The 19,016-nt window shown below is 72.2% G+C and carries 17 protein-coding genes and 3 pseudogenes; 9 read left to right on the top strand and 11 right to left on the bottom strand.

Annotated features, from left to right (window positions below):
• A complete protein-coding gene (locus FHU36_RS06415; RefSeq protein WP_185082857.1) occupies positions 1 to 1,614 on the top strand; it encodes an alpha/beta hydrolase in 1,614 nt (537 codons plus the stop codon).
• A gap of 36 nt (positions 1,615 to 1,650) precedes the next feature.
• A complete protein-coding gene (locus FHU36_RS06410; RefSeq protein ID WP_185084641.1) occupies positions 1,651 to 2,493 on the top strand; it encodes a GNAT family N-acetyltransferase in 843 nt (280 codons plus the stop codon).
• 222 nt (positions 2,494 to 2,715) lie between these two features.
• Here the strand turns inward: FHU36_RS06410 and FHU36_RS06405 are convergent, their stop codons facing one another.
• The 7 genes from FHU36_RS06405 to FHU36_RS06375 form a co-directional block, all read right to left on the bottom strand.
• Positions 2,716 to 3,741 (bottom strand): hypothetical protein, encoded by a 1,026-nt coding sequence (locus FHU36_RS06405; RefSeq protein WP_185082856.1) that lies wholly within the window; start codon positions 3,739 to 3,741, stop codon positions 2,716 to 2,718.
• Positions 3,742 to 3,779: 38 nt separating this feature from the next.
• Entirely contained in the window at positions 3,780 to 4,085 is a 306-nt protein-coding gene (locus FHU36_RS06400; protein WP_185082855.1) for a type VII secretion target, read from the bottom strand.
• Positions 4,082 to 4,492 carry a YbaB/EbfC family nucleoid-associated protein gene (locus tag FHU36_RS06395; protein ID WP_185082854.1) on the bottom strand — a complete coding sequence of 137 codons (411 nt, stop codon included), beginning with the start codon at positions 4,490 to 4,492 and terminating at the stop codon, positions 4,082 to 4,084. Before FHU36_RS06395 ends, FHU36_RS06400 begins: the two co-directional genes overlap by 4 nt.
• Before the next feature lie 62 nt (positions 4,493 to 4,554).
• A complete protein-coding gene (locus FHU36_RS06390) occupies positions 4,555 to 4,932 on the bottom strand; it encodes a DUF3037 domain-containing protein (RefSeq protein ID WP_312891457.1) in 378 nt (125 codons plus the stop codon).
• On the bottom strand, positions 4,929 to 5,744 hold the full coding sequence (locus FHU36_RS06385) for a HipA family kinase (protein WP_185082853.1): 816 nt from the start codon (positions 5,742 to 5,744) through the stop codon (positions 4,929 to 4,931). Before FHU36_RS06385 ends, FHU36_RS06390 begins: the two co-directional genes overlap by 4 nt.
• Before the next feature lie 48 nt (positions 5,745 to 5,792).
• Positions 5,793 to 6,665, bottom strand: a complete 873-nt coding sequence (locus FHU36_RS06380; protein WP_185082852.1) for a TIGR03619 family F420-dependent LLM class oxidoreductase — start codon at positions 6,663 to 6,665, stop codon at positions 5,793 to 5,795.
• On the bottom strand, positions 6,662 to 7,909 hold the full coding sequence (locus tag FHU36_RS06375; protein WP_185082851.1) for an LLM class flavin-dependent oxidoreductase: 1,248 nt from the start codon (positions 7,907 to 7,909) through the stop codon (positions 6,662 to 6,664). The genes FHU36_RS06380 and FHU36_RS06375 overlap by 4 nt, the downstream gene beginning before the upstream one ends.
• A 95-nt stretch (positions 7,910 to 8,004) precedes the next feature.
• Here FHU36_RS06375 and FHU36_RS06370 point away from each other — a divergent pair, with 95 nt between their 5' ends.
• From FHU36_RS06370 to FHU36_RS46220, 6 genes and pseudogenes are all read left to right on the top strand, one after another.
• A complete protein-coding gene (locus FHU36_RS06370) occupies positions 8,005 to 8,826 on the top strand; it encodes an LLM class F420-dependent oxidoreductase (protein ID WP_185082850.1) in 822 nt (273 codons plus the stop codon).
• Between the two features lie 244 nt (positions 8,827 to 9,070).
• Positions 9,071 to 11,365: a serine/threonine-protein kinase gene (locus FHU36_RS06365; protein WP_246502218.1), complete on the top strand. Its 2,295-nt coding sequence runs from the start codon at positions 9,071 to 9,073 to the stop codon at positions 11,363 to 11,365.
• A gap of 222 nt (positions 11,366 to 11,587) precedes the next feature.
• Positions 11,588 to 11,966 (top strand): annotated as a pseudogene (gene tnpA / locus FHU36_RS06360) (IS200/IS605 family transposase).
• Positions 11,967 to 11,972: 6 nt separating this feature from the next.
• Positions 11,973 to 12,047 (top strand): annotated as a pseudogene (locus tag FHU36_RS44165) (hypothetical protein); the annotation flags it as partial.
• Between the two features lie 628 nt (positions 12,048 to 12,675).
• On the top strand, positions 12,676 to 13,263 hold the full coding sequence (locus FHU36_RS44160) for an RNA-guided endonuclease InsQ/TnpB family protein (protein ID WP_312891456.1): 588 nt from the start codon (positions 12,676 to 12,678) through the stop codon (positions 13,261 to 13,263).
• A gap of 2 nt (positions 13,264 to 13,265) precedes the next feature.
• Positions 13,266 to 13,379: pseudogene (locus FHU36_RS46220) on the top strand (hypothetical protein); the annotation flags it as partial.
• Positions 13,380 to 13,690: 311 nt separating this feature from the next.
• Here FHU36_RS46220 and FHU36_RS06345 read toward each other — a convergent pair.
• Entirely contained in the window at positions 13,691 to 14,212 is a 522-nt protein-coding gene (locus FHU36_RS06345; protein ID WP_185082848.1) for a TetR family transcriptional regulator, read from the bottom strand.
• Positions 14,213 to 14,311: 99 nt separating this feature from the next.
• Here FHU36_RS06345 and FHU36_RS06340 point away from each other — a divergent pair, with 99 nt between their 5' ends.
• The gene (locus FHU36_RS06340) at positions 14,312 to 16,525 is read left to right on the top strand and encodes an MMPL family transporter (protein ID WP_185082847.1); all 2,214 of its coding nucleotides are present in this window, start codon (positions 14,312 to 14,314) and stop codon (positions 16,523 to 16,525) included.
• Position 16,526: 1 nt separating this feature from the next.
• On the opposite strand, the gene FHU36_RS06335 is transcribed toward FHU36_RS06340, so the two are convergent.
• Genes FHU36_RS06335 through FHU36_RS06325 form a run of 3 tightly spaced genes read right to left on the bottom strand, consistent with a single transcriptional unit; the run spans position 16,527 to position 18,864 of the window.
• Positions 16,527 to 17,207, bottom strand: a complete 681-nt coding sequence (locus tag FHU36_RS06335) for an ArsR/SmtB family transcription factor (protein ID WP_185082846.1) — start codon at positions 17,205 to 17,207, stop codon at positions 16,527 to 16,529.
• On the bottom strand, positions 17,204 to 17,722 hold the full coding sequence (locus FHU36_RS06330) for a cupin domain-containing protein (protein ID WP_185082845.1): 519 nt from the start codon (positions 17,720 to 17,722) through the stop codon (positions 17,204 to 17,206). The genes FHU36_RS06335 and FHU36_RS06330 overlap by 4 nt, the downstream gene beginning before the upstream one ends.
• A gap of 53 nt (positions 17,723 to 17,775) precedes the next feature.
• The gene (locus FHU36_RS06325; protein ID WP_185082844.1) at positions 17,776 to 18,864 is read right to left on the bottom strand and encodes an alcohol dehydrogenase catalytic domain-containing protein; all 1,089 of its coding nucleotides are present in this window, start codon (positions 18,862 to 18,864) and stop codon (positions 17,776 to 17,778) included.
• Positions 18,865 to 19,016: the final 152 nt, after the last annotated feature.

Raw genomic sequence — 19,016 nt, 5'->3', positions numbered from 1 at the left:
ATGAGACGGGTGAAGCGGTGCGTACGGGTGGTCGCCGCCGTGGCGGTCCTGGCCGGCGGAGTGGTGAGCGCGCAGGGAGGCGCCGCCACGCCGGCCGTGGCGGCGCGGGCCAGGCCGGTGCAGGCCCTGGCGTGGGAGGCGTGCCCCGCCGACGGCAGGGACGTGGCCGCCGCGCGGCAGGTCCGCACCCCGGGCACGGAGTGCGCGACGCTGCGCGTGCCGCTCGACCATCGCGACCCGGCGGGCCGCGCGATCACGCTGGCCGTCAACCGGATCAAGGCGACGAAGCCGCGCGACGGCCACCACCTGGGCACGCTGCTCGTCAATCCCGGCGGCCCCGGCGCGTCCGGCCGCTCGCTGGCCGAGCACGTCGCCAGGACGCTGCCCCCGAGGATCACCGAGCGCTACGACGTGGTCGGGTTCGACCCCCGTGGGGTGGGCCTGAGCCGGCCGGCCATGCGCTGCGTCGACCCGGAGGTCTACTACGCCCCGCCCCGCCCCGACGCGGTGCCGCGCGGCGCGGACGACGAGCAGGTGCTGCTCGGCCGGGCCGCCGAGTACGCCGAGCGGTGCGGCAGCCTGTGGGCCTGGCTGCTGCCCCACATGACGACCGAGGCCGTCGCCCGTGACCTCGACGTGCTCCGCGCCGCCCTCGGCGAGGAGCGCATCAGCTACCTCGGCTACTCCTACGGCACCTACATCGGCGCCGTCTACGCCACGCTCTTCCCGGACCGGGTCAACCGCCTCGTCCTGGACAGCTCCGTCGACCCGGGCGGCGTCTGGTACCAGACCAACCTGGCGCAGAACCTCGCCTTCGACCGCAGGCACCGCGACTTCCTCGCCTGGACGGCCCGGAACAACCGGGTCTACCGGCTCGGCTCCGACGCCCGCCAGACCACGTTCGCCTGGTACGCCATGCGCGCCCGGCTGCGCGAGCGGCCGGCCGGCGGAGTGGTCGGCCCGAGCGAGCTCGACGACATGTTCACCGTCGGCGGCTACACCGACCGGGTCTGGCCCGAACTGGCCGGCGCCTGGTCCTCCTACGTCCGCCGCGGCGACGCGCGGGGCCTGCTCGCCGCCTACGAGCGGCACGGCAGGCAGGACGCCGAGGACGAGAACGGCTACGCCGTCTACCTGAGCGTCCAGTGCACCGACGCGGCCTGGCCGCGCGACTGGAACGCCTGGCGGGCCGACATGGCCCGCCAGCACCGCCGCGCCCCGTTCATGACCTGGCCGAACGCCTGGTACAACGCACCGTGCGCCTTCTGGCCGGCCCAGGCCGGCACGCCCGTCGCGATCAAGGGCTCACCCGCGCTGCCGCCGATCCTCATGCTCCAGTCGCGCGGCGACGCCGCCACGCCGTACGCGGGGGCGCTGGAGATGCGCGAGCGCTTCCCGACCGCCCGGATGGTGGTGGACCAGGGCGGCAACCACGGCGTGTCGATGGCCGGCAACACCTGCGTCGACCGGCACCTGGCCGCCTACCTCGCCGACGGCACGGTCCCCGCGCGCGGCGCCACGTGCGCGGCCGTCCCGGCCCCCAGGCCGGCGGCCCGGATGGCCGGCGTCGGGGCGAAGGGTCACGATCGGCTCACCGAGCCGCGTCGGGGATGAGCTAATTGGCAGGGTGTCGCGTAGTCTGACCATGTGATGCTGCGTACATCGGCGTCGCGTGTGCTCGATGACAGCGACCGGGACGAGGCTCTGGCCCTGCTCGACCGTGATCCGGTCGCCAACGTCTTCGTCTCCTCCCGGGTGCGCACGGTCGGCCTCAACCCGGCGCGGCTGGGCGGGCAGATGTGGGGCTACGGGCCGCGCGGCGGACTCGTCTCGCTCTGCTACGCCGGCGCCAACCTGGTGCCGGTCAACGCCGGCCCCGAAGCCGTGCACGCCTTCGCCGACCGCGCCCGCAAGCAGGGACGCCGCTGCTCGTCGATCGTGGGGCCCGCCGACGCGGTCTCGCCGCTGTGGGAGCGGCTGGAGCCGCACTGGGGGCGGGCCCGGGCCATCCGGTGGGAGCAGCCCGTCATGGCCATCTCCCATCCGCCGGCCGTGCCCGCCGACCCGCTGGTGCGGCGGGTCACGCCCGACGAGTTCGACCTCCTGCTGCCGGCCTGCGTCGCGATGTTCACCGAGGAGGTCGGGATCTCGCCCAACCTGGGCGACGGCGGCGCCCTCTACCGCACGCGCGTGGCCGAGCTGATCCGCATCGGCCGGTCGTACGCCCGCATCGACGACGGGCGGGTGGTGTTCAAGGCCGAGGTCGGCGCGGTCACCCCGTTCGCCTGCCAGGTGCAGGGCGTGTGGGTGGACCCGGGACTACGAGGGCAGGGCCACGCGGTGGCCGGGATGGCCGCGGTCGTCAAGGCCGCGCTGGCGTACTTCGCGCCGGTCGTCACGCTGTACGTCAACGACTACAACCACGCGGCTCGGGCGGTCTACCGCAAGGTGGGCTTCCACGAGATCGACACGTTCATGTCGGTCCTGTTCTAGACGAGACACCCGGCCCGGCGGCGAGTTCACCCTCTGGAGTTCCCGGATCGGATCAGGGACACGGCCCGTGACCTCGGCGTCACCCGACCAAGGGGCCGGTCTGCAGCACAGAGCGGAGTATTCGTCCTGCCGCCCTGGGATGCCGACCGGCCCGCGCGCCTCGTCAGCGATCAGAGGCGAACGTCGCGGATGTGAGCGTCCGCGGAACGGGGTGGTGTTCGGTCAGCTGAGGTCGAACAGGTGGTTGATCTGGGCGTATGGCCAGGTTAACTTGTCCGGATTGACCTTCCCGTCGGCGTAGCCGTCAGAGTCCGGCCGTGCGTAGTGAAGGCGATACCATGCCGCGTCCCGCGCTCGCTCGTCTTCGGTCCTCGTGTCGGCATCGCCAGGGTTGTCGCCGAACCGGCCGTGATTTCCCTTGGCCACCTCGATGTGGCGGATGAAGTCCTCGGCGAGATCGTTGGAGTCCTCCCAGCTGCCGAAGTCCTGCGCGCCGAGGACGAGGACGTTGGTGTTGGGATAGAACCTGGACCTTTCGAAGACCGAGTGGAGCCCGTTGCGGTAGATCGTGGTGATGTTGTGGTCTCTGGCGTAGGCGAGTGCCGCGCGGCCTTCCTCCGTTTCGAGCAGCGTTCGCTCGGTGAGGTCGCGGGCCTCCTCATTGTTGTCCCAGGGGCCGGCGAACCCGGCCGTGACGAGGGCGGGGATGGTGGCCAATCCCGTGACATAGGTGACCGTCCCCAGGCTTCCCATTTTCGCGCCGGCCCCGAGCAAGGACTTCGCGTACCTCAACGCGGCGATCGGGTTGCGCCGGATGTTGTCCTGGATGCCGGCGAGCGCCATCTGCATCCGCTTTCTCAGGGCCGCGATGTACAGCCTGCTTCCCACCGTGCCTATCGCAGGGCCGAGGGCGAAGTAGCGGACGAGCGCGATCACCAGGGCGATCAGGGCGGCGATGACGTACAGTCTCCAGACCAGCTTCACGGTGACCAGGAGCATCGTGGCCGTGCCGGACACCGCGGCGGCCACGCCGCCCTTGTCGGTCTCGGCCTGGGCGACTGGCAGGAGGTCCTCGAAGGCCGTCATGTCGTCGCTCAGGTTGCCCGCCGTGCGGACATGGGCGGCCGCCTCGTTCGTGCCGGTCCGGCCGTTCTTGGCCTCGGTGGCGATGTCCAGAGAGGCCGAAGACCCCTGGAGGCGGTCGAGGTCGTCGTCATGGCTCCCCAACGGCGCCACATCGGCGATCAAGCTGTGGGCCCAGCGTAGGCTCTCGGGTAGTCCTCCGCTCACGATGCCGCCCCGTTGGCGTGTTCGGTCCGGACGTAGGTGTGTTCCGAGGCCACGTGCTTGGCCGCCATGCCGCGCAGGTGGGTGGCGATGCTCTCGAAGTGCTGCCCCATTTGCTCGGTGAGGCCGGTGCACTCGGTGTCGAACTCCTCGCTCAGCTCGTCACGTGTGCCGACACAACGAGCCACACCCGGCAGCGCGAGGGCGACTGCCCGCTCAAGGCGGTCGGCGACCTCGGCCAGGTCCTGGGCAGTGCGGCCCCGGGAGCCGAAGGCCACCTGGATTCCGTCGAACTTCTCGCTCATTGCTGCATCAGCCGATCCAGGCGCGAGGTGAGCCCGTTGACGGTGGACAGAAGCTCGTTCATATCCGCTTGGGTGTCGGCCCTGACCTTTTCCATCAAGTCGTTCAGCTCCAGCGGGTCCTGCTTCAGCACCTCGGGGATGGCCTGTGTGGCCCGTTGCTGGGCCGCCTCCCGGGCCCGGCCGAATGCCTCCTTGATCGCCTCGGCCAGCTCGGTCGCGGGTAGCCGCATGGCCCGCGGGTCGAGCTTCAGTCCGGTGAGGTCGGAGGTGCCGTCCACTTCTACGCTGACGAGCCCGTTCGCGGCCGTGGCGGATTCCCGCAACGCCAGGAACTCATTCAGAAAATCCATGGTTTCCCAGGCTAGGGGGGTGACCGGGATCTTCCAGCCAAGATCGTCTACGTTCACGCACATTTCACTCCGCGTTGGCGGTCGCCCGGGCTCGTCGTCGGCGCGGCTCCACCCGAGTGTTAGAGGCGCACCAGCTTGTCGAAGAGCCGGGCCAGCTCGGTGTGCGGGTCGCGGGTGAGGCCCGCGTGCACCGGGCCGGCCTGCACGATCGTGCTGCGCGGCGCGGTCAGCCAGCGGAACCTGCCGCCCAGCGACTCGCCGGCCAGCGGCCCCGCCTTCTCGCCGCAGGCCAGTTCGTAGGCGCCGAGGGCCTGCCGGACCGCGTCGGCGTCGGCCTCGGGGTCGAGGGCGCGCAGGCGAGCGGCGTCCAGCTCGACCCGCGCGCAGAGGTAGCCGCGCGACTGGCAGTAGAGCAGCACGCCGGCGTTGATCAGCTCGCCGCGCTCCACGCGGGGCACGACGCGGATCACCGCGTACTCGTAGACGTCCCTGGTCACCGGCCGCCTCCTCGCCAGAACTCGCCGACCGATCCCGGGCCCGGGCGCTCCTGCCGTGACTCCGCGCCCGCCAGGGTGAGCCACTGACGCGGGCCGTGCGCGCGCCGCAGCAGGTGGTCGGCGTAGGCGTCGCGGACCGCCTGCGCCGAGCCGAACCCCGGCTCCCCGTCGATCCACGCGTCGGGCACCAGGGCCGTCACCGTCTCCAGCAGCTCGGGGGTGATCTTCGCCGACAGCTCGGCCGCGGCGGCGTCGAGCCCGGTGGCGAACGGCGCCAGCACGTGGTCGCCGGCGTCGAACGGCCGCTGCGGGTCGGCTGTCCTCCAGTTGTGGTGGAACCACAGCGCGGCGCCGTGGTCGATCAGCCAGGTCTCGCGGTGCCAGACCAGCAGGTTGGGGTTGCGCCAGCTCCGGTCGACGTTGTGGACGAGGGCGTCGAACCAGACCACCTGGGAGGCGAACACCGGATCGGGCGGCCAGGCCAGCGGCTCGAAGCCGAGCGCGCCGGGCAGGAAGTCGATCGCCAGGTTGAGGCCGGTGCTGGCCTTGAGCAGATCCTGCACCTCCTCGTCGGGCTCGCGGACGCCGAGCTGCGGGTCGAGGTCGATCAGCTTGAGCTCGGGCGTGCGCAGGCCCAGCCGCCGGGCCAGCTCGGCGCAGATGATCTCGGCGACGAGGACCCGCCGGCCCTGCCCGGCCTCGCGGAACTTCACCACGTAGGTGCCGAGGTCGTCGGCCTCGACGACCCCGGGCAGCGACCCGCCCTCCCGCAGCGGCGTCACGTAGCGCGTGGCCGCGATGGATTCCAGCACGCCACGAGGCTATCGCCCCGCACGTCCGGCGGAGATCACGGGAGCGCCCTACATCTTGGCGATCACCTCGTCGGCGAAGCGCTCCATGGTGGCCACCTTGAGCGCCAGGCTGCCCTCGCCGTACTTCTCCTTCTCCTGCGGCGTGGCGAGCCGCCAGGGGGCGGCCATGGTCCCGGTGACGCCCTTGGCGGCGAAGCGGTGGTAGGTCTCGGCGTCGGGCATGACGGCCAGCGGGGCGATGATCTCGAAGTCGCCGGCCGGGCGGCCGTGCTCGGCGAGTTGTTCGCGCAGCGCCTCCAGCACCGTGTCGAACTGCTCCTCGGTGTAGACGCGGTTGCCGATCCAGCCGTCGCCCAGCCGGGCGGCCCGCCGCAGCGCGGCGGGGCTGTCGCCGCCCACCAGCACGGGCACCGGCCGGGCCGGGACGGGCGAGATGGACAGCTCGGGCAGGTCGTCCAGCGTGACCGGGCGCCCCGACCACAGCTCGCGCAGCACCGGGAGCATCGTGTCGAGCCGGCGGCCGCGGGTGTGGAAGTCCTGGCCCGTGGCGGTGAACTCCTCCTTGCACCAGCCGACGCCCACGCCGAACGTGACCCGGTCGCCGGACAGCACCGCGGCCGTGGAGACCTGCTTGGCCACGGTGAGCAGGTCGCGGGCCGGCGCGATGTAGACGTTGGGGGAGAAGCGCAGCGTGCTCGTCACGGCGGCCATCGCCCCGATCGTCACCCACACGTCCGGCCAGTGCGTGCGCGCGTCCCAGCGCGGCCGCCCCGACTTCGAGTAGGGGTACGGGGAGGCGAAGTCGGCGTAGAACAGGTGGTCCGACAGCGTCAGGGTGTCGAACCCGCACCGCTCGGCCACCCTGGCCAGCTCCACGAAGTGCCCCGTGTCGGAGAACGAGGCCCCCAGCCAGAATCTCACCGGAACTCCGGGGCGACCTTGGTGGCGAACAGTTCGAGGTTGCGCTTGACCGTGTCGAGCGGGAGCACGCCCTGCTGGCCCTGCATGTACAGGCCGAACCACTCCAGGTCGGGCATCCGGTCGAGCATGCGCTGGATGCCACGCTTGACGTCGTCCGGGCTGCCGAACAGCGCCATCTCCACCTCGTTCATTCGCTTGGCGTCGCCCTTCTCCGGGGAGATGGGCTGGTGCTTTTCGTCCTCCTGCTTGCGCAGCACCTCCAGGTAGCCGAACGGCCCGAAGAAGGCGGCGAAGTCCTTGGGGATGCTGCGGCCGAAGGTGTCGATCGCCTCCTCGGTGGTGTCGGCGATGCCGACGACCTTGAGGATGCCGGTGTGCTCGCCGAGCTTGTAGTCGCGGCCGTGCTTGGCCGACTCCTCCTGGTAGAGCCTGGCCTTGGCGGCGTGGTCGTCGGGGTTGGGGGTGAACAGCCACGGCAGGATGTCCTCCTGCGCGGCCCTGATCACCGAGCGGTCGGAGATGGTGAACGGCTGCCACAGCTCCGGGTAGGGGTTCTGGTACGGCCGGGGGCAGACCGAGACGGCCTGGACCCGGCCCTGGTCGTCCAGCTCGCCGGGCGCGCCGAAGGTGCGGGTCCAGTCCTGGGCGGGCCAGCCCTCGATGCCCTCGTACGGGTAGGGCACCTGGTAGTCGAGGACGTCGGAGCGGTAGCGGAGGGTCTCCTGGGTCCACGCCAGCTTCATGATCTTCAGCACCTCGCCGAAGACGTCGAAGTTGCGGGTGTCGGAGGCCGAGCCGTCGGAGCGGGCCGCCGCCGCGTGCCAGCGCTGGCCGAGCACGTTCATCCAGCGGTTCTGGTAGCCGCGGGCGACTCCCAGCCGCAGCCGCCCCTTGCAGAACTGGTCGAGCAGCGCCACGTCCTCCGCCGCCCGGATGGGGTCCCAGGCGGGCAGCACCAGGCCGAGCGGCGCGAGCAGGATGCGCTCGGTGCGGGCGGCCAGGTCGGTGAGGAACATCAGCGGGTTGACCGAGAACTCCATCCCCTCCGAGTGGAAGTGGTGCTCGGTCATCATCAGCGCGTCGAAGCCGAGCTGGTCGGCGTGGACGGCGATCTCACGCACCTCGTGCAGCAGCCGCTGGTACGACTCCGTGTCACGCCCGATGGGGCGCTTGGCCTTGGCGTTCTCCTCAGCCGCGTATCCGGAGCCTGGGATCTGCGGATTCAGGAAGATGGAAAACTTCACCGGGAGACCTCTTTCCACGGGGGCGCATCTCTGTGCGGCAAGCTACTCTAGAAATCTTAGCCGAGCAATCGCTTGGTTGACGTGAGGAGGGGCGCATGCGGCTCGGGGTCACGATGTTCACCACCGACCGGGCCATGCCGGTTCACGAGCTCGCCCGGGCCGCCGAGGAGCGCGGGTTCGCCTCGCTCTACGTGCCCGAGCACACCCACATCCCGATCTCCCGGCGCACGCCGCCGCCGGCGGGGCAGGAGGAACTTCCCGAGGAGTACAAGCGCACGTTCGACCCGCTGGTCGCGCTCTCCTACGCCGCCGCCGTCACCTCGCGGCTGCGGGTCGGCACCGGCATCCTGCTCGCCGCCCAGCGCGACCCCATCGTCACCGCCAAGGCCGTCGCCACCCTCGACCACCTCTCCGGCGGGCGCGTGGTGCTCGGCGTCGGCTTCGGGTGGAACGCCGACGAGATGGCCGATCACGGCGTGCCCTACCGGGAGCGGCGCGAGGTGGCGCGCGAGCACGTGCTGGCGATGCGCGCCCTGTGGCGCGACGAGGTGGCCGCCTTCGACGGCGCCCACACGCGCTTCGAGCCGTCGTGGGCGTGGCCCAAGCCGGTGTCCGGGCCGCCCGTCCACATCGGCGGGGCGGCCGGGCCGAAACTGTTCGCGCACGTCGCCGAGTACGCCGACGGCTGGATGCCGATCGGCGGCCGGGGCGTCAAGGCCGCGCTGCCCGCCCTGCGGGAGGCGTGCGAGAAGGCCGGGCGGCCGATGGCCCGCGTGATCCCGTTCGGGACGCTGCCGACGAGGGAGAAGCTCGACTACTACGCCGGACTCGGGATCGACGAGACCGTCGCCAGCCTGCCGAGCGCCCCGGCCGACGTGGTGCTGCCCGTGCTCGACGCGTACGCCCGGCTGATCTGAGGCGGCTGATCCGAGGCGACAGGTCTGAGACGGCGGGTCCGAGGCGGGCTGAGGCGGCCGCGACAGCAAGGTGGCACCCCGGGGTGCCAGGGATGTCACCCGATGGGCAAGGTCGTCGCACATGTTCTGAACTGCTGTGTCACGGTCCGGCCGCGATTGCGGGCCGGACCGTTGACGGGCGGGCGCCGGTTGCCTTCAGTGGAGAGGGAAGTGGGGTGGCGGCGAGGGGAGGCGCCCCGTGCCAATGGCGCACCCGCTCAGAACGGGGGACCCGCGGCGACTCGGGGCGTACGAGCTGTCAGGGCGCCTGGGCGAGGGCGGTCAGGGCGTGGTGTACCTCGGGACCAGGGACGAGGACACCTACGCGGTCAAGCTGCTGCACGGTCCCGTGGGGGACGAGCGGGCGGCGTTCCTGCGCGAGGTGGAGCTGGCCAAGCAGGTGGCCAGGTTCTGCACCGCGCAGGTGGTGGAGGCCGGGTTCGACGACGGCCGGGCCTACATCGTGAGCGAGTACGTCGACGGGCCGTCGCTGGCGCGCGACGTCGCGCAGACCGGGCCGCGGACGGGAGCCGCGCTGGAACGGCTCGCCGTCGGCACCGCGACGGCGCTCGCCGCGATCCACCGGGCGGGCATCGTGCACCGCGACTTCAAACCGCAGAACGTGCTGCTCGGCGCCGACGGGCCGCGCGTCATCGACTTCGGGCTGGCCCGGGCGCTCGACGCGGCGGCGACCGTCAGCGGCAGGGGAGTGGGCACGCCCGCGTACATGGCGCCCGAGCAGATCACCGCCTCGGCGGTCACCGGGGCGGCCGACGTGTTCTCGTGGGGTGCCACCCTGTGCTTCGCGGCCAACGCCTCCGCGCCGTTCGGGCAGGACTCGGTGGCGCCGGTGCTGCACCGCATCCTCACCGCGCCGCCCGATCTGGGGCGCCTGGAGGGGCGGTTACGGGAGATCGTCGCGGGGTGCCTGGACAAGGACGCCCGCAACCGGCCGAGCAGCAGGGAACTGCTGCTGGAGTTGCTGGGCGGGGGCGACGGGGTGCCGGCGGAGGTGCTGCGTTCACCTCCGCCCCACATCCTGCGCGTGGAGCCGCCGGCGGCGGTCCCCGCGGCCGGTCCTGTGGCCGGTTCTGTGCCTGGTTCTGTGTCTGGTTCCGCGGTCGGTTCCGCGGTCGGATTCGTGGCCTGTGCCGGGGCCGGTTCGGGGGGAGCCTCCGCCGTGCCCGTCGCGGAGCCGGAGGCGACCGGCACGCCCGGCGGCTACCACCTGCCGGCCGCGGCCTCCGGGGCCGGTCCCGTGTCGTCGGACGGGCCGGACGCCTGGAGAGCGGCGGGCCCGGGAGCGAGCCGGGGTGTCACGTCCGTGCCCGGCGGAGGGGCGGGCTCCGGTGTCACGTCCGTCCCGGGCGGAGGGTCGGGCTCCGGTGTCACGTCCGTCCCGGGCAGCGGGTCGGGCTCGGGAGGAGGGGCGGGCTCGGATGTCACACCCGTCCCCGGCGGAGAGACGGGCTCGCGGGTCGCGTTCGCGCAGGGCGCCGGGCCGGAGGAGCGGCGTGGCGCGGTGGCGTTGCGGATCATGGGGAACGTTCCCGACGACCCGGAGCAGACCCGCCGCACGGGCCGGGCGGCCAACCGGGCCGGGCTGGCCGCGTCCGCCGCGCTGCTGGTGAGTGCGGCCGTGCTGGTCAGCGTGGTGGTGCCGGGCCTGCGCAAGGACGAGCCCTCGCAGGCCGCCGCCGTGCCGACCGTGGTCACCGTCGGACCGGCCGATGCCGAGCCCGAGCCCGAACGGTCGGACGGCATCGCCACCCAGGAGAACCGGGAGGCGCCGGAGGCCGAACGCTCCTCCGACCCGCCCGCGCGCACGTCCGTCGGCGTCCGGGTCCCGGCGCTGGAAGGGCTGGACCGGGCCGCGGCCACGGCCGCGCTCAAGCGGGCCGGGCTGGTGGCCGGCGCCGTCACCCAGGTCGGCTCCCGCCAGCGCGTCGGCCGGGTGCTGGACAGCCGGCCCGCCGCCGGCGCCTCGGTGGCCAGGGGCAGCGCGGTCACCCTGCGCGTCTCGGCCGGGCTGGCCGTCCCCGCCGTCGCCGGCCTCCAGCGCGCGGCCGCCGAGAGCGCCCTGCGCGCCGCCGGGCTCGCCGTGGGCGGGGTCGGCACCACCTGCTCCGCCAAGCCGGACGGTCAGGTCCTGTCGAGCAAGCCCGGGGCGGGCACCAGGGTCTCCGGCGGCGCGAAGGTGGCGCTCGTCGTGTCGCGCCACGGCGCCATCGTGCCCGCGGTCGTGGGCCGCCTCGGGCCGGCGGCCCGCGCCGCGCTCCGCGCCGCCGGATTCACCGTGACCATGCAGAGGCGGGTCGTGGCCGAGGACGCGCAGGTCGGCACCGTACTGGCCCAGAGCGTCGCGGCCGGCGCCTGCGCCGCGCCGGGCGGCGGCGTGGTGATCACGGTCGGCGTAGCCGGCCAGAGCGAGCCTGACCCCACGGAACCCTCCGAACCCCCCGTCACGGAGACTCCCCAGCCCACCCCGACCGAGCCGTGACGGGTGGGCCGGCCCCTCGGCCGGCGTCGGCGGACTTCGGCAGGACGGACGCAGCCCGTCGGCGGCGATCACGACCCGCTTCGGCCGATTGGGCGCTTCCGCCCGGGCGGGCTGCGATCGAAGGTCTAGGGCGCGGACCCCTGGCTTCAGCCATAGGGGTAAGCCCTTCTGTCGAATCTTTGAGCGGTGGATAGATCAACGCCGTAAATTGATCCGGGTGGCGTGACCTTGCGCACGAACGGCAACGTCACCTTCCAGTGCGCCTTTTCGGGTGTGGTGCCCCACGTGCCGCGGGGGGTGCCGGACGGACGGATCGAAGCGCGGCTGAAAGCGCTGCTCCGCGAGGTGATCGAGGAGACAGGGGGCGTGGCCGGTGGAGGTGGAGGTCATGCCCGACCACGTTCACCTGCTGGTCGAGGTGGACCCACAGTGCGGCACCCACAAGCTGGTCAACGCCATCAAGGGCCGTTCCTCGCGTGTCCTGCGCCAGAAGTTTGCGGGCTTGAGGTCGAAGCTGTCGACGTTGTGGACCAACTCCTTCTTCGTGGCCACCGTGGGTGGGACACCCGCCGATGTCGTCGAGAGCCGGAAGAACCGGTGAGGCGTCGTGCTGAGCGGGCGTAGGTACCGGCTGGACCTCACCGAGGAGCAGAGCGGGTTCGCCGAGCGGATCGGCGGGGCCTGCCGCAGTGTGTGGAACACCGCCCTGGAGCAGCGCCGCACCTACCGGAGCCGAGGGAGGTTCATCGGCTATCACGAGCAGGCCCGCCAACTCGTCGAAGCCAAGCAGGACTTCGGTTGGCTGGCCGAGGCGCCCGGCCACTGCCTGCAGCAGACGCTCATCGACCTGGACCAGGCGTGTGCCCGGCACGGAACGTGGAAGGTCCGCTGGAAGTCCAAGGCCAGGAATCCGCCGAGTTTCCGGTTCCCCGAGGGCGGGAAGATCACGGTCGAGCGGCTCAACCGCCGCTGGGCGCGCGCGAAGCTCCCCAAGCTCGGCTGGGTCCGCTTCCGCCTCACCCGCCCGCTCGGTGGGAAGGTCAAGAACGCCACCGTGAGCCGGGACGGCAGGCACTGGTATGTCAGCTTCCTCGTCGACGACGGCGTGGTCACGCCTGAGCGGCATGCCGATCCGGGCAGCGCGGTCGGCGTCGACCGGGGCGTGGTCAAGGTCGTGACCCGCTCGGACGGGCGTTTCCATCACCAGGTGTTCGCTCGGGAGCGGGAGGTCGAGCATGCCAGGAAGCTCCAGCGGGACGTGGCCAGGACGATGAGGGGGGTCGGCCCGGCGGAGGAGAGCCGTCGCGCGGGTGGCCGACCTGGCGCGGAAGATCCGCAACCGCCGACAGGACTTCGCCGCCAGGACCGCTCATGTCCTGGCGGTGGACTTCGAGTTGATCGTGTTCGAGGCCCTGGCGGTCAGGAACATGACCGCTGGAGTCGAGCCCAGGCCGGATCCCGGACGGCCGGGCGTGTTCCTTGTCAATGGGGCGGTGAGCAAGTCCGGCCTGAACCGCGCCATTCTGGACAAGGGCTGGCATCGGATCGAGCTGGCCACCCGCAGCAGGGCCCGGCATACGGGTACCCATGTGATCACTGTGAATCCGGCGTACACCAGTCAACGGTGCAACGTGTGCACGGTGGTGGATCGGAAGTCCCGCGAGAGCCAAGCGGTCTTCCGGTGTACCTCGTGCGGACACATCGAGCACGCCGACGTGAACGCTGCCAAGAACATCCTCACCGCCGGGAGGGCGGAGCACGCACAAGCCGGACCGGCTGTGCGGGTTGGGGCGCGCAAACCACGCAACCGCGTGGGCCGGAAGGCGAACCGCCAAGCAACAGCAGCCCAGGCCACCGCGCAGACGGAACCTGAGCTGGCTGGAATCCCCCGACTTTAGTCGTGGGGAGCGCTTCAAACGTTGCCGGGGTGCTGAAGGTACGCGTCACCGGCGTGCCCATCGAGGGTGACCGTATTCTGCTGCTGGACCAGGACACCGACACCGGCCGCTCCTGGTCGCTGCCCGGCGGAAAGGTCGAGCAGGGCGAGCCTCTAGGCGACGCGCTGGCCCGCGAGCGCGGATACCAGCCCGATCCGAGGTGTGCGGTTCGTGCCCATCGCCGATCTGCCGTCGCTGGGGTTCAGCGCCCGCTTCGCCGAGCTGGCCCAGGCGGGGTTCCCCGGGGCGGGCTCCTACATGGGCGCCAAGTCCAACATCGGACTGTGACCGTAGGTCCAGGGCGCTGACCAGGCAGCAGGCGAGGGACGGCGGCGGGCAGGGGGTGTACGAGTCGCATGCTCGGCAGGCGGCTGAGGCGGTGGCCTCCTCAGATCGCCAGGGCGGCTCGGAGGAGGGTGTCGTGGACCTGCTTCTCCGGCAGGTCCATGGTCTGCACGATGGCGCCCTGGAGTGCGCCGAGCACGGCCCAGCTGCGCAGCCGGGTCTCGGCGTCGGGGTCCGGGCCCGCGAGTTTGGCGAACAGCTCGTTCCTGAACGTCCTGATGGCCTCGCCGGTCGAGCCCGGCGGGGCGTGGTCGGCGCCGCTGATGTCCTCCATGAGCAGCCGCATCACCGCCCGGTGCCGCACGGTGAAGCCGACCAGCGCCTCGACGAACGCCGGCCGGCCGGCCGGGTCGGACCCGAGCAGGGCGAGCATGTCCTCGGCGGCGGGGGCGATCAGTTCGGCGGCCAGCTTGTCCTTGGGGTGGAAGTGATAGGCCACCGCCGTCTTGGTCAGCCCCACGGCCGCCGCGATGTCGGCCAGCGAGGTGCCCGCGTAGCCGCGTTCGGCGAACAGCTCGCGGGCGGCGGCCAGGATGCGGCTGCGCGTGTCGTCGGCTGTGGTCATCGTCTCATTTCCGGCATCTCTACAGCCTTCACGATCTGTCCCGACTTATCGTAGGTACTGTACGACCGTACAGGACGGTCGTCGAGGAGGGGCGGGGCGATGGCGCGCTTGCTGGGACGGCTGGGCGGCTGGTGTGCCCGGCACGGGCTGGTGGTGCTGGCGTTATGGGTGGTCGCGGCCGCCGGGCTGATGGGCGGCAGCCTCGTGCTGGGCAGCCCTGTGAGCAACGACGTGTCGATCCCCGGCACCGACGCGCAGCGCGCCCATGACCTGATGCGGTCCGGGTTCGGCCCCGGCTACGCGCAGGGCGGCACGGTGCAGCTCGTGGTCCACTCTCCCGAGGGGTTCCTCCTGGAGGAGAGCCGCAAGCGGGCGGTGGACCAGGCCGCCGACCGGATCCGCGCGCTGCCGCACGTCGCGCAGGTCGACGCGCCGTCCCGCACGGGCGGGCTCTCCTCCAACCTGCAGGTGGGCCTGATCACCGTGCGGATGGAGGGGCATGACCCGGCCAAGCTCACCGAGACCACGCAGGCGGTCTCGAAGGCCGCCGACCCGGCCCGGGCGGCCGGTCTGGAGGTCGTCGCCGTGGACGGCGGCTCGCCGGCGGACAAGGAGATCAAGACCGGCCCCAGCGAGATCATCGGGGTGGTGTGCGCGCTGCTGGTGCTGGTGTTCGCGTTCGGGACGCTGACGGCGGCGATGGTGCCGATCTTCGCCGCGCTCGTCAGCGTGGCCGCGGGCCTGGGCCTGATCGGGCTGCTCGGGCATGTCGTGGACGTGCCGAAGCAGGCCGGGATCATGGCCACGATGATCGGGCTGGGCGTGGGCATCGACTACGCGCTGTTCCTGCTGTCGCGGCACCGCAGGCTGCTGGCCGACGGCGTCGCCGTGCACGAGTCGATCCGCCGGACCGTGGCCAGTTCGGGCGGGGCGGTGGTGTTCGCGGGCGGCACGGTGATCGTCGCGCTGAGCGCGCTCATGCTGGGCGGGTTCCCCCTGCTGAGCACGCTCGGGTGGGTCACCGGCATCTCCGTGGTGATGGCCGTGCTCACCTCCGTGACGCTGGTGCCCGCGCTGCTCGGCCTGCTGGGCCACCGGATCAACGCGCTGAAGGTGCCGTTCCTCGGCCGCCGTCCCGAGTCGTCCGGCTGGGGCGGGCTCGGGGCCTGGGTGGCGCGCCGCCCGTGGCGGGTGCTCATCGGCAGCGTGATCGTGCTGGCGGCGCTCGCCGCCCCCGCCCTGGCCATCAAGCTGGGGCCGCTGGACGAGGGGTACGCGGCGCAGGACGCGCCGTCCCGGCGGGCGTACGAGCTGATGGCGGCGGGCTTCGGCCCCGGCAGCAACGGACCGATGATCATCGTCGCCGAGCTGGCGGAGAAGGCGGCCGACGCCGAGGCGCCGGTCGTGCGCCGGCTGGAGCGCGAGATCGGGGACGTCGAGGGCGTGGCCTACGTGTCCGCCCCCAAGCTCAACGAGTCCGGGCGGTCCGTCCTCATCCAGGCCGTCCCGGAGTACGCGCCGAGCGACACCCGCACCGCCGAGGTGGTGCACGACGTCCGCGCCCTGTCGGTGCAGGGTGTGGAGGTGCACGTCGGCGGCGAGGTGGCGGGCATGACCGACGCGGCCGACCGGATGGCCGAGCGGACGCCGCTGGTCATCGGCGTGGTCGTGCTGCTCAGCGCGCTGCTCCTGCTGCTGGCCTTCCGCGCCCCGCTCGTCGCGGTCAAGGCCGCGCTGATGAACCTGGTGTCGCTGGGCGCCGCGTTCGGGGCGCTGGCGCTGGTCTTCTCGTACGGGCTGGGCAGCCGGCTCGTCGGCATGGACCCGCCGCTGGACGGGTCGTACGTGCGGGAGTTCTTCTTCACCGTGCCGATCGAGAACTACGTGCCGCTGATGCTGTTCGCGGTGCTGTTCGGGCTGTCGATGGACTACGAGGTGTTCCTGCTGACGGCCGTCCGGCAGTCGTACCTGCGGCACGGCGACAACACCCGCGCCGTGGCGGAGGGCCTGGGCTCCACCGGGCGGGTCATCACCTCGGCCGCGCTCATCATGGTCTCGGTGTTCGTGGCGTTCATCGCCTACCCGGACCCGATGGTCAAGACGTTCGGGGTGGGACTCGCGGCGGCCATCGCCGTGGACGCCACGATCATCCGGGGCTTCCTGGTGCCCGCGACCATGGTGCTGCTGGGCCGGGCGAACTGGTGGTGCCCGCGCTGGCTGGACCGCCTGCTGCCGAACCTGTCGGTGGAGGGGCACGAGGAGGACGAGACCGCCGCGCCGGCGCCGCCCGCCCGTCCCCTCGTCCGCACGTAGCTCACGAGGTTCGGCCCGCCTGGACGGGACGGCCCGAGCGGCGCCAGCCGGTGAGGCCGCCGTCCAGCGGGCGGGCGGTGTAGCCGCGCTCGCGCAGCAGCCGCACCGCCTTGGGCGAGACGACGCAGTACGGCCCGCCGCAGTAGGCGACGATCTCGGCGTCGCGCGGCAGCCCGGCCAGCCGGGCGTCCAGCTCGGCCAGGCGGTCCTGCAACTCGGCGAGCGGCAGCGACAGGGCGCCCGGCAGGTGCGCCTCGGCGTAGGCCCCCGCCGAGCGCACGTCCACGACGATCGTGCCGGGGTCGCCCAGGCGGCCGGCCAGTTCGCCGGCCGTCACCCCCTCCGCCAGGCCCAGGTGCAGCGTCACGGCCTCGCGCAGGTCGGCCAGCCGCCCCTGGGCGAAGTCCTGCAGCCCGCCGAGGAAACGCGAGACGTCCTCGTCGGCCAGCCGGTAGTAGACGCGGGTGCCCTCCTTGCGGCTGGTCACCAGGTGCGCGTCGCGGAGCCGCTGGAGCTGGGCGGAGGTGTTCTTCAGCGCGATGCCGGCCTCCTCCGCCAGCTCCTCGACCGTGCGCTCGCGCTGGTCGAGGACGTCCAGCAGGCGCAGCCGCACCGGGCTGGACAGAACCTTGCCGATGCGGGCGAGCTGCTCGTAGATCGGCTCTTCGGGGAAGGCGGTCATCCGACCACGTACTGGTCGTGGCGGAGGAAAAGCTCGGCCCACTCCTCCTCGGAGAGCTGCCGGCCCGACGTGGCGATCTCGGCGAGCTCCTCGAAGTAGCTCTCGCGCGGGGCCCCCGGGGTGAAGAGGATGAGCATGGTGGCGGGCTCGCCCGACTCGTTCCGGAATGCGTGGATGCCGCCCTCCGGCACGAACAGGAAGTCGCCCTGCTTCCCGTCGCGCCACCGGTCGCCGTCGTAGAGCCGGACGGTGCCGTCCAGGACGTAGAACGACTCGGTCATCGTGCGGTGGAAGTGTGGGTCGGCCCCGCCCGGCCGCGGGCCCATCTCCCAGCGGTACAGGCCGAAGGCGCCGCCCGTGGTGTCGCCGGTGGCCAGGTAGTGGACGTGGGTGCGTCGCTGGGCCGGGTCGTCGGTGGCGGGGCCCAGGCGCAGGTCGTGGGGGGCGTCGGCGGGCCGGAACCGGCCGCTGACCTCGCCCTTGTCGCCGAAGTACCGAGCGTCGGGGTAGGACATTGGTATCCCTCTCTTCTAAAGTTCTTTAGAAGAGTAGCACGATGTGCCGTCCCTCAGAACACGATCACCGCGCGGGCCACGGCCCCCTCCCGGACGTGGGCGACGGCCTCGTTGACCTGTTCCAGAGGCAGGCGTTCGGTGATGAGGCCGTCGAGGTCGAGGCGGCCGCGGAGATACTGGGCGGCGAGCATCGGCAGGTCGCGCCGCGGCGCGGCGTCGCCGCCCTGGGTGCCCATGAGGCGGCGCGAGGAGAACAGCAGCGCCGGGTCGATCTCGACCGGATGGCCGGCCGGAGGGCTGCCGACCATGACGGTGGTGCCGCCCGGAGCGGTGGCGGCGAACGCGGCGGCCAGGACGCCGGGGACACCTGTGACGTCGAAGGCGTGGTCCACGCCACCGCTGACGATCTCGCCCACCTGGCGGGGCAGGTCGTCCGGGACCAGGGTGTGCGTGGCGCCGAAGCGCTCGGCGAGTTTGAGCTTCGCCTCGGCCACGTCGGCGGCGATGATCGTGGTGGCGCCCGCCAGGACGGCGCCCTGGACGACGTTCAGTCCGACGCCGCCGCAGCCTGCCACGAGGACGCTGGAGCCGGGGGTCACCCTCGCCACGTTCAGCACCGCGCCGACGCCGGTGACGACGCCGCAGGCCAGCAGCGACATCGCGGCGAAGGGCGCGTCGCGGGCGATCCGCACGCACATCGCCTCGCTCACCACCGCGTACTCGGCGAACGAGCCGATGCCGATGAAGCGGCGCGCCTGCTCGCCGTCCAGCGTGACGCGTGGCTCGCCGCCCATGATGGCGGTCATCCGGGCCGGGCCGGAGCACAGGTGGAAGCGGCCGGCCCCGCAGTTGCGGCAGCCGCCGCACGGCCCGTTCATCGCGATGATCACGTGGTCGCCCGGCCGGACGCCGGTGACGCCGGGTCCGGTGCTCTCCACGACGCCCGCGCTCTCGTGGCCCAGGATGTACGGCAGGCGCGTGACGACCGGGCTCTTGCCGTCGATCGCCTTCAGGTCGGAGCCGCACACGCCCGACGCCTTGATCCGCACCCGCACCTCGCCGGGGCCGGGGTCGGCGATCTCCACCTCGCGGATCTCCATCGGCTCGTGGAAGGCCGTGAGGACGGCGGCGCGCATCAGCATGGCCCCCACGCTAGCCCGGCCCGCGTACTATGAGCAAGCGATTGCTCGGTAGCCCGTATCGCGTCCGTTGACACCCCTTTCGGGCGAATTTACGCTCAGCCCAAAACCAAGCGAGCGCTAGGCCGAGTCAGGTCGGGGCGCCTGCCGTACAC

Source organism: Nonomuraea muscovyensis (assembly GCF_014207745.1).
In the GTDB taxonomy this organism is placed as follows: Bacteria; Actinomycetota; Actinomycetes; order Streptosporangiales; family Streptosporangiaceae; genus Nonomuraea; species Nonomuraea muscovyensis.
The sequence above is the reverse complement of the archived record's forward strand: the minus strand, read 5'-3'. Positions and strand labels throughout refer to the sequence as shown.

Excerpts from the sequence above, each read along its gene's own strand:
- FHU36_RS06415 (WP_185082857.1), top strand. The coding sequence starts at position 1 with ATGAGACGGGTGAAGCGGTGCGTACGGGTGGTCGCCGCCGTGGCGGTC.
- FHU36_RS06410 (WP_185084641.1), top strand. The coding sequence starts at position 1,651 with ATGCTGCGTACATCGGCGTCGCGTGTGCTCGATGACAGCGACCGGGAC.
- FHU36_RS06400 (WP_185082855.1), bottom strand. The coding sequence starts at position 4,085 with ATGAGCGAGAAGTTCGACGGAATCCAGGTGGCCTTCGGCTCCCGGGGC.
- FHU36_RS06370 (WP_185082850.1), top strand. The coding sequence starts at position 8,005 with ATGCGGCTCGGGGTCACGATGTTCACCACCGACCGGGCCATGCCGGTT.
- FHU36_RS06365 (WP_246502218.1), top strand. The coding sequence starts at position 9,071 with ATGGCGCACCCGCTCAGAACGGGGGACCCGCGGCGACTCGGGGCGTAC.
- FHU36_RS06345 (WP_185082848.1), bottom strand. The coding sequence starts at position 14,212 with ATGACCACAGCCGACGACACGCGCAGCCGCATCCTGGCCGCCGCCCGC.
- FHU36_RS06340 (WP_185082847.1), top strand. The coding sequence starts at position 14,312 with ATGGCGCGCTTGCTGGGACGGCTGGGCGGCTGGTGTGCCCGGCACGGG.
- FHU36_RS06335 (WP_185082846.1), bottom strand. The coding sequence starts at position 17,207 with ATGACCGCCTTCCCCGAAGAGCCGATCTACGAGCAGCTCGCCCGCATC.
- FHU36_RS06330 (WP_185082845.1), bottom strand. The coding sequence starts at position 17,722 with ATGTCCTACCCCGACGCTCGGTACTTCGGCGACAAGGGCGAGGTCAGC.
- FHU36_RS06325 (WP_185082844.1), bottom strand. The coding sequence starts at position 18,864 with ATGCTGATGCGCGCCGCCGTCCTCACGGCCTTCCACGAGCCGATGGAG.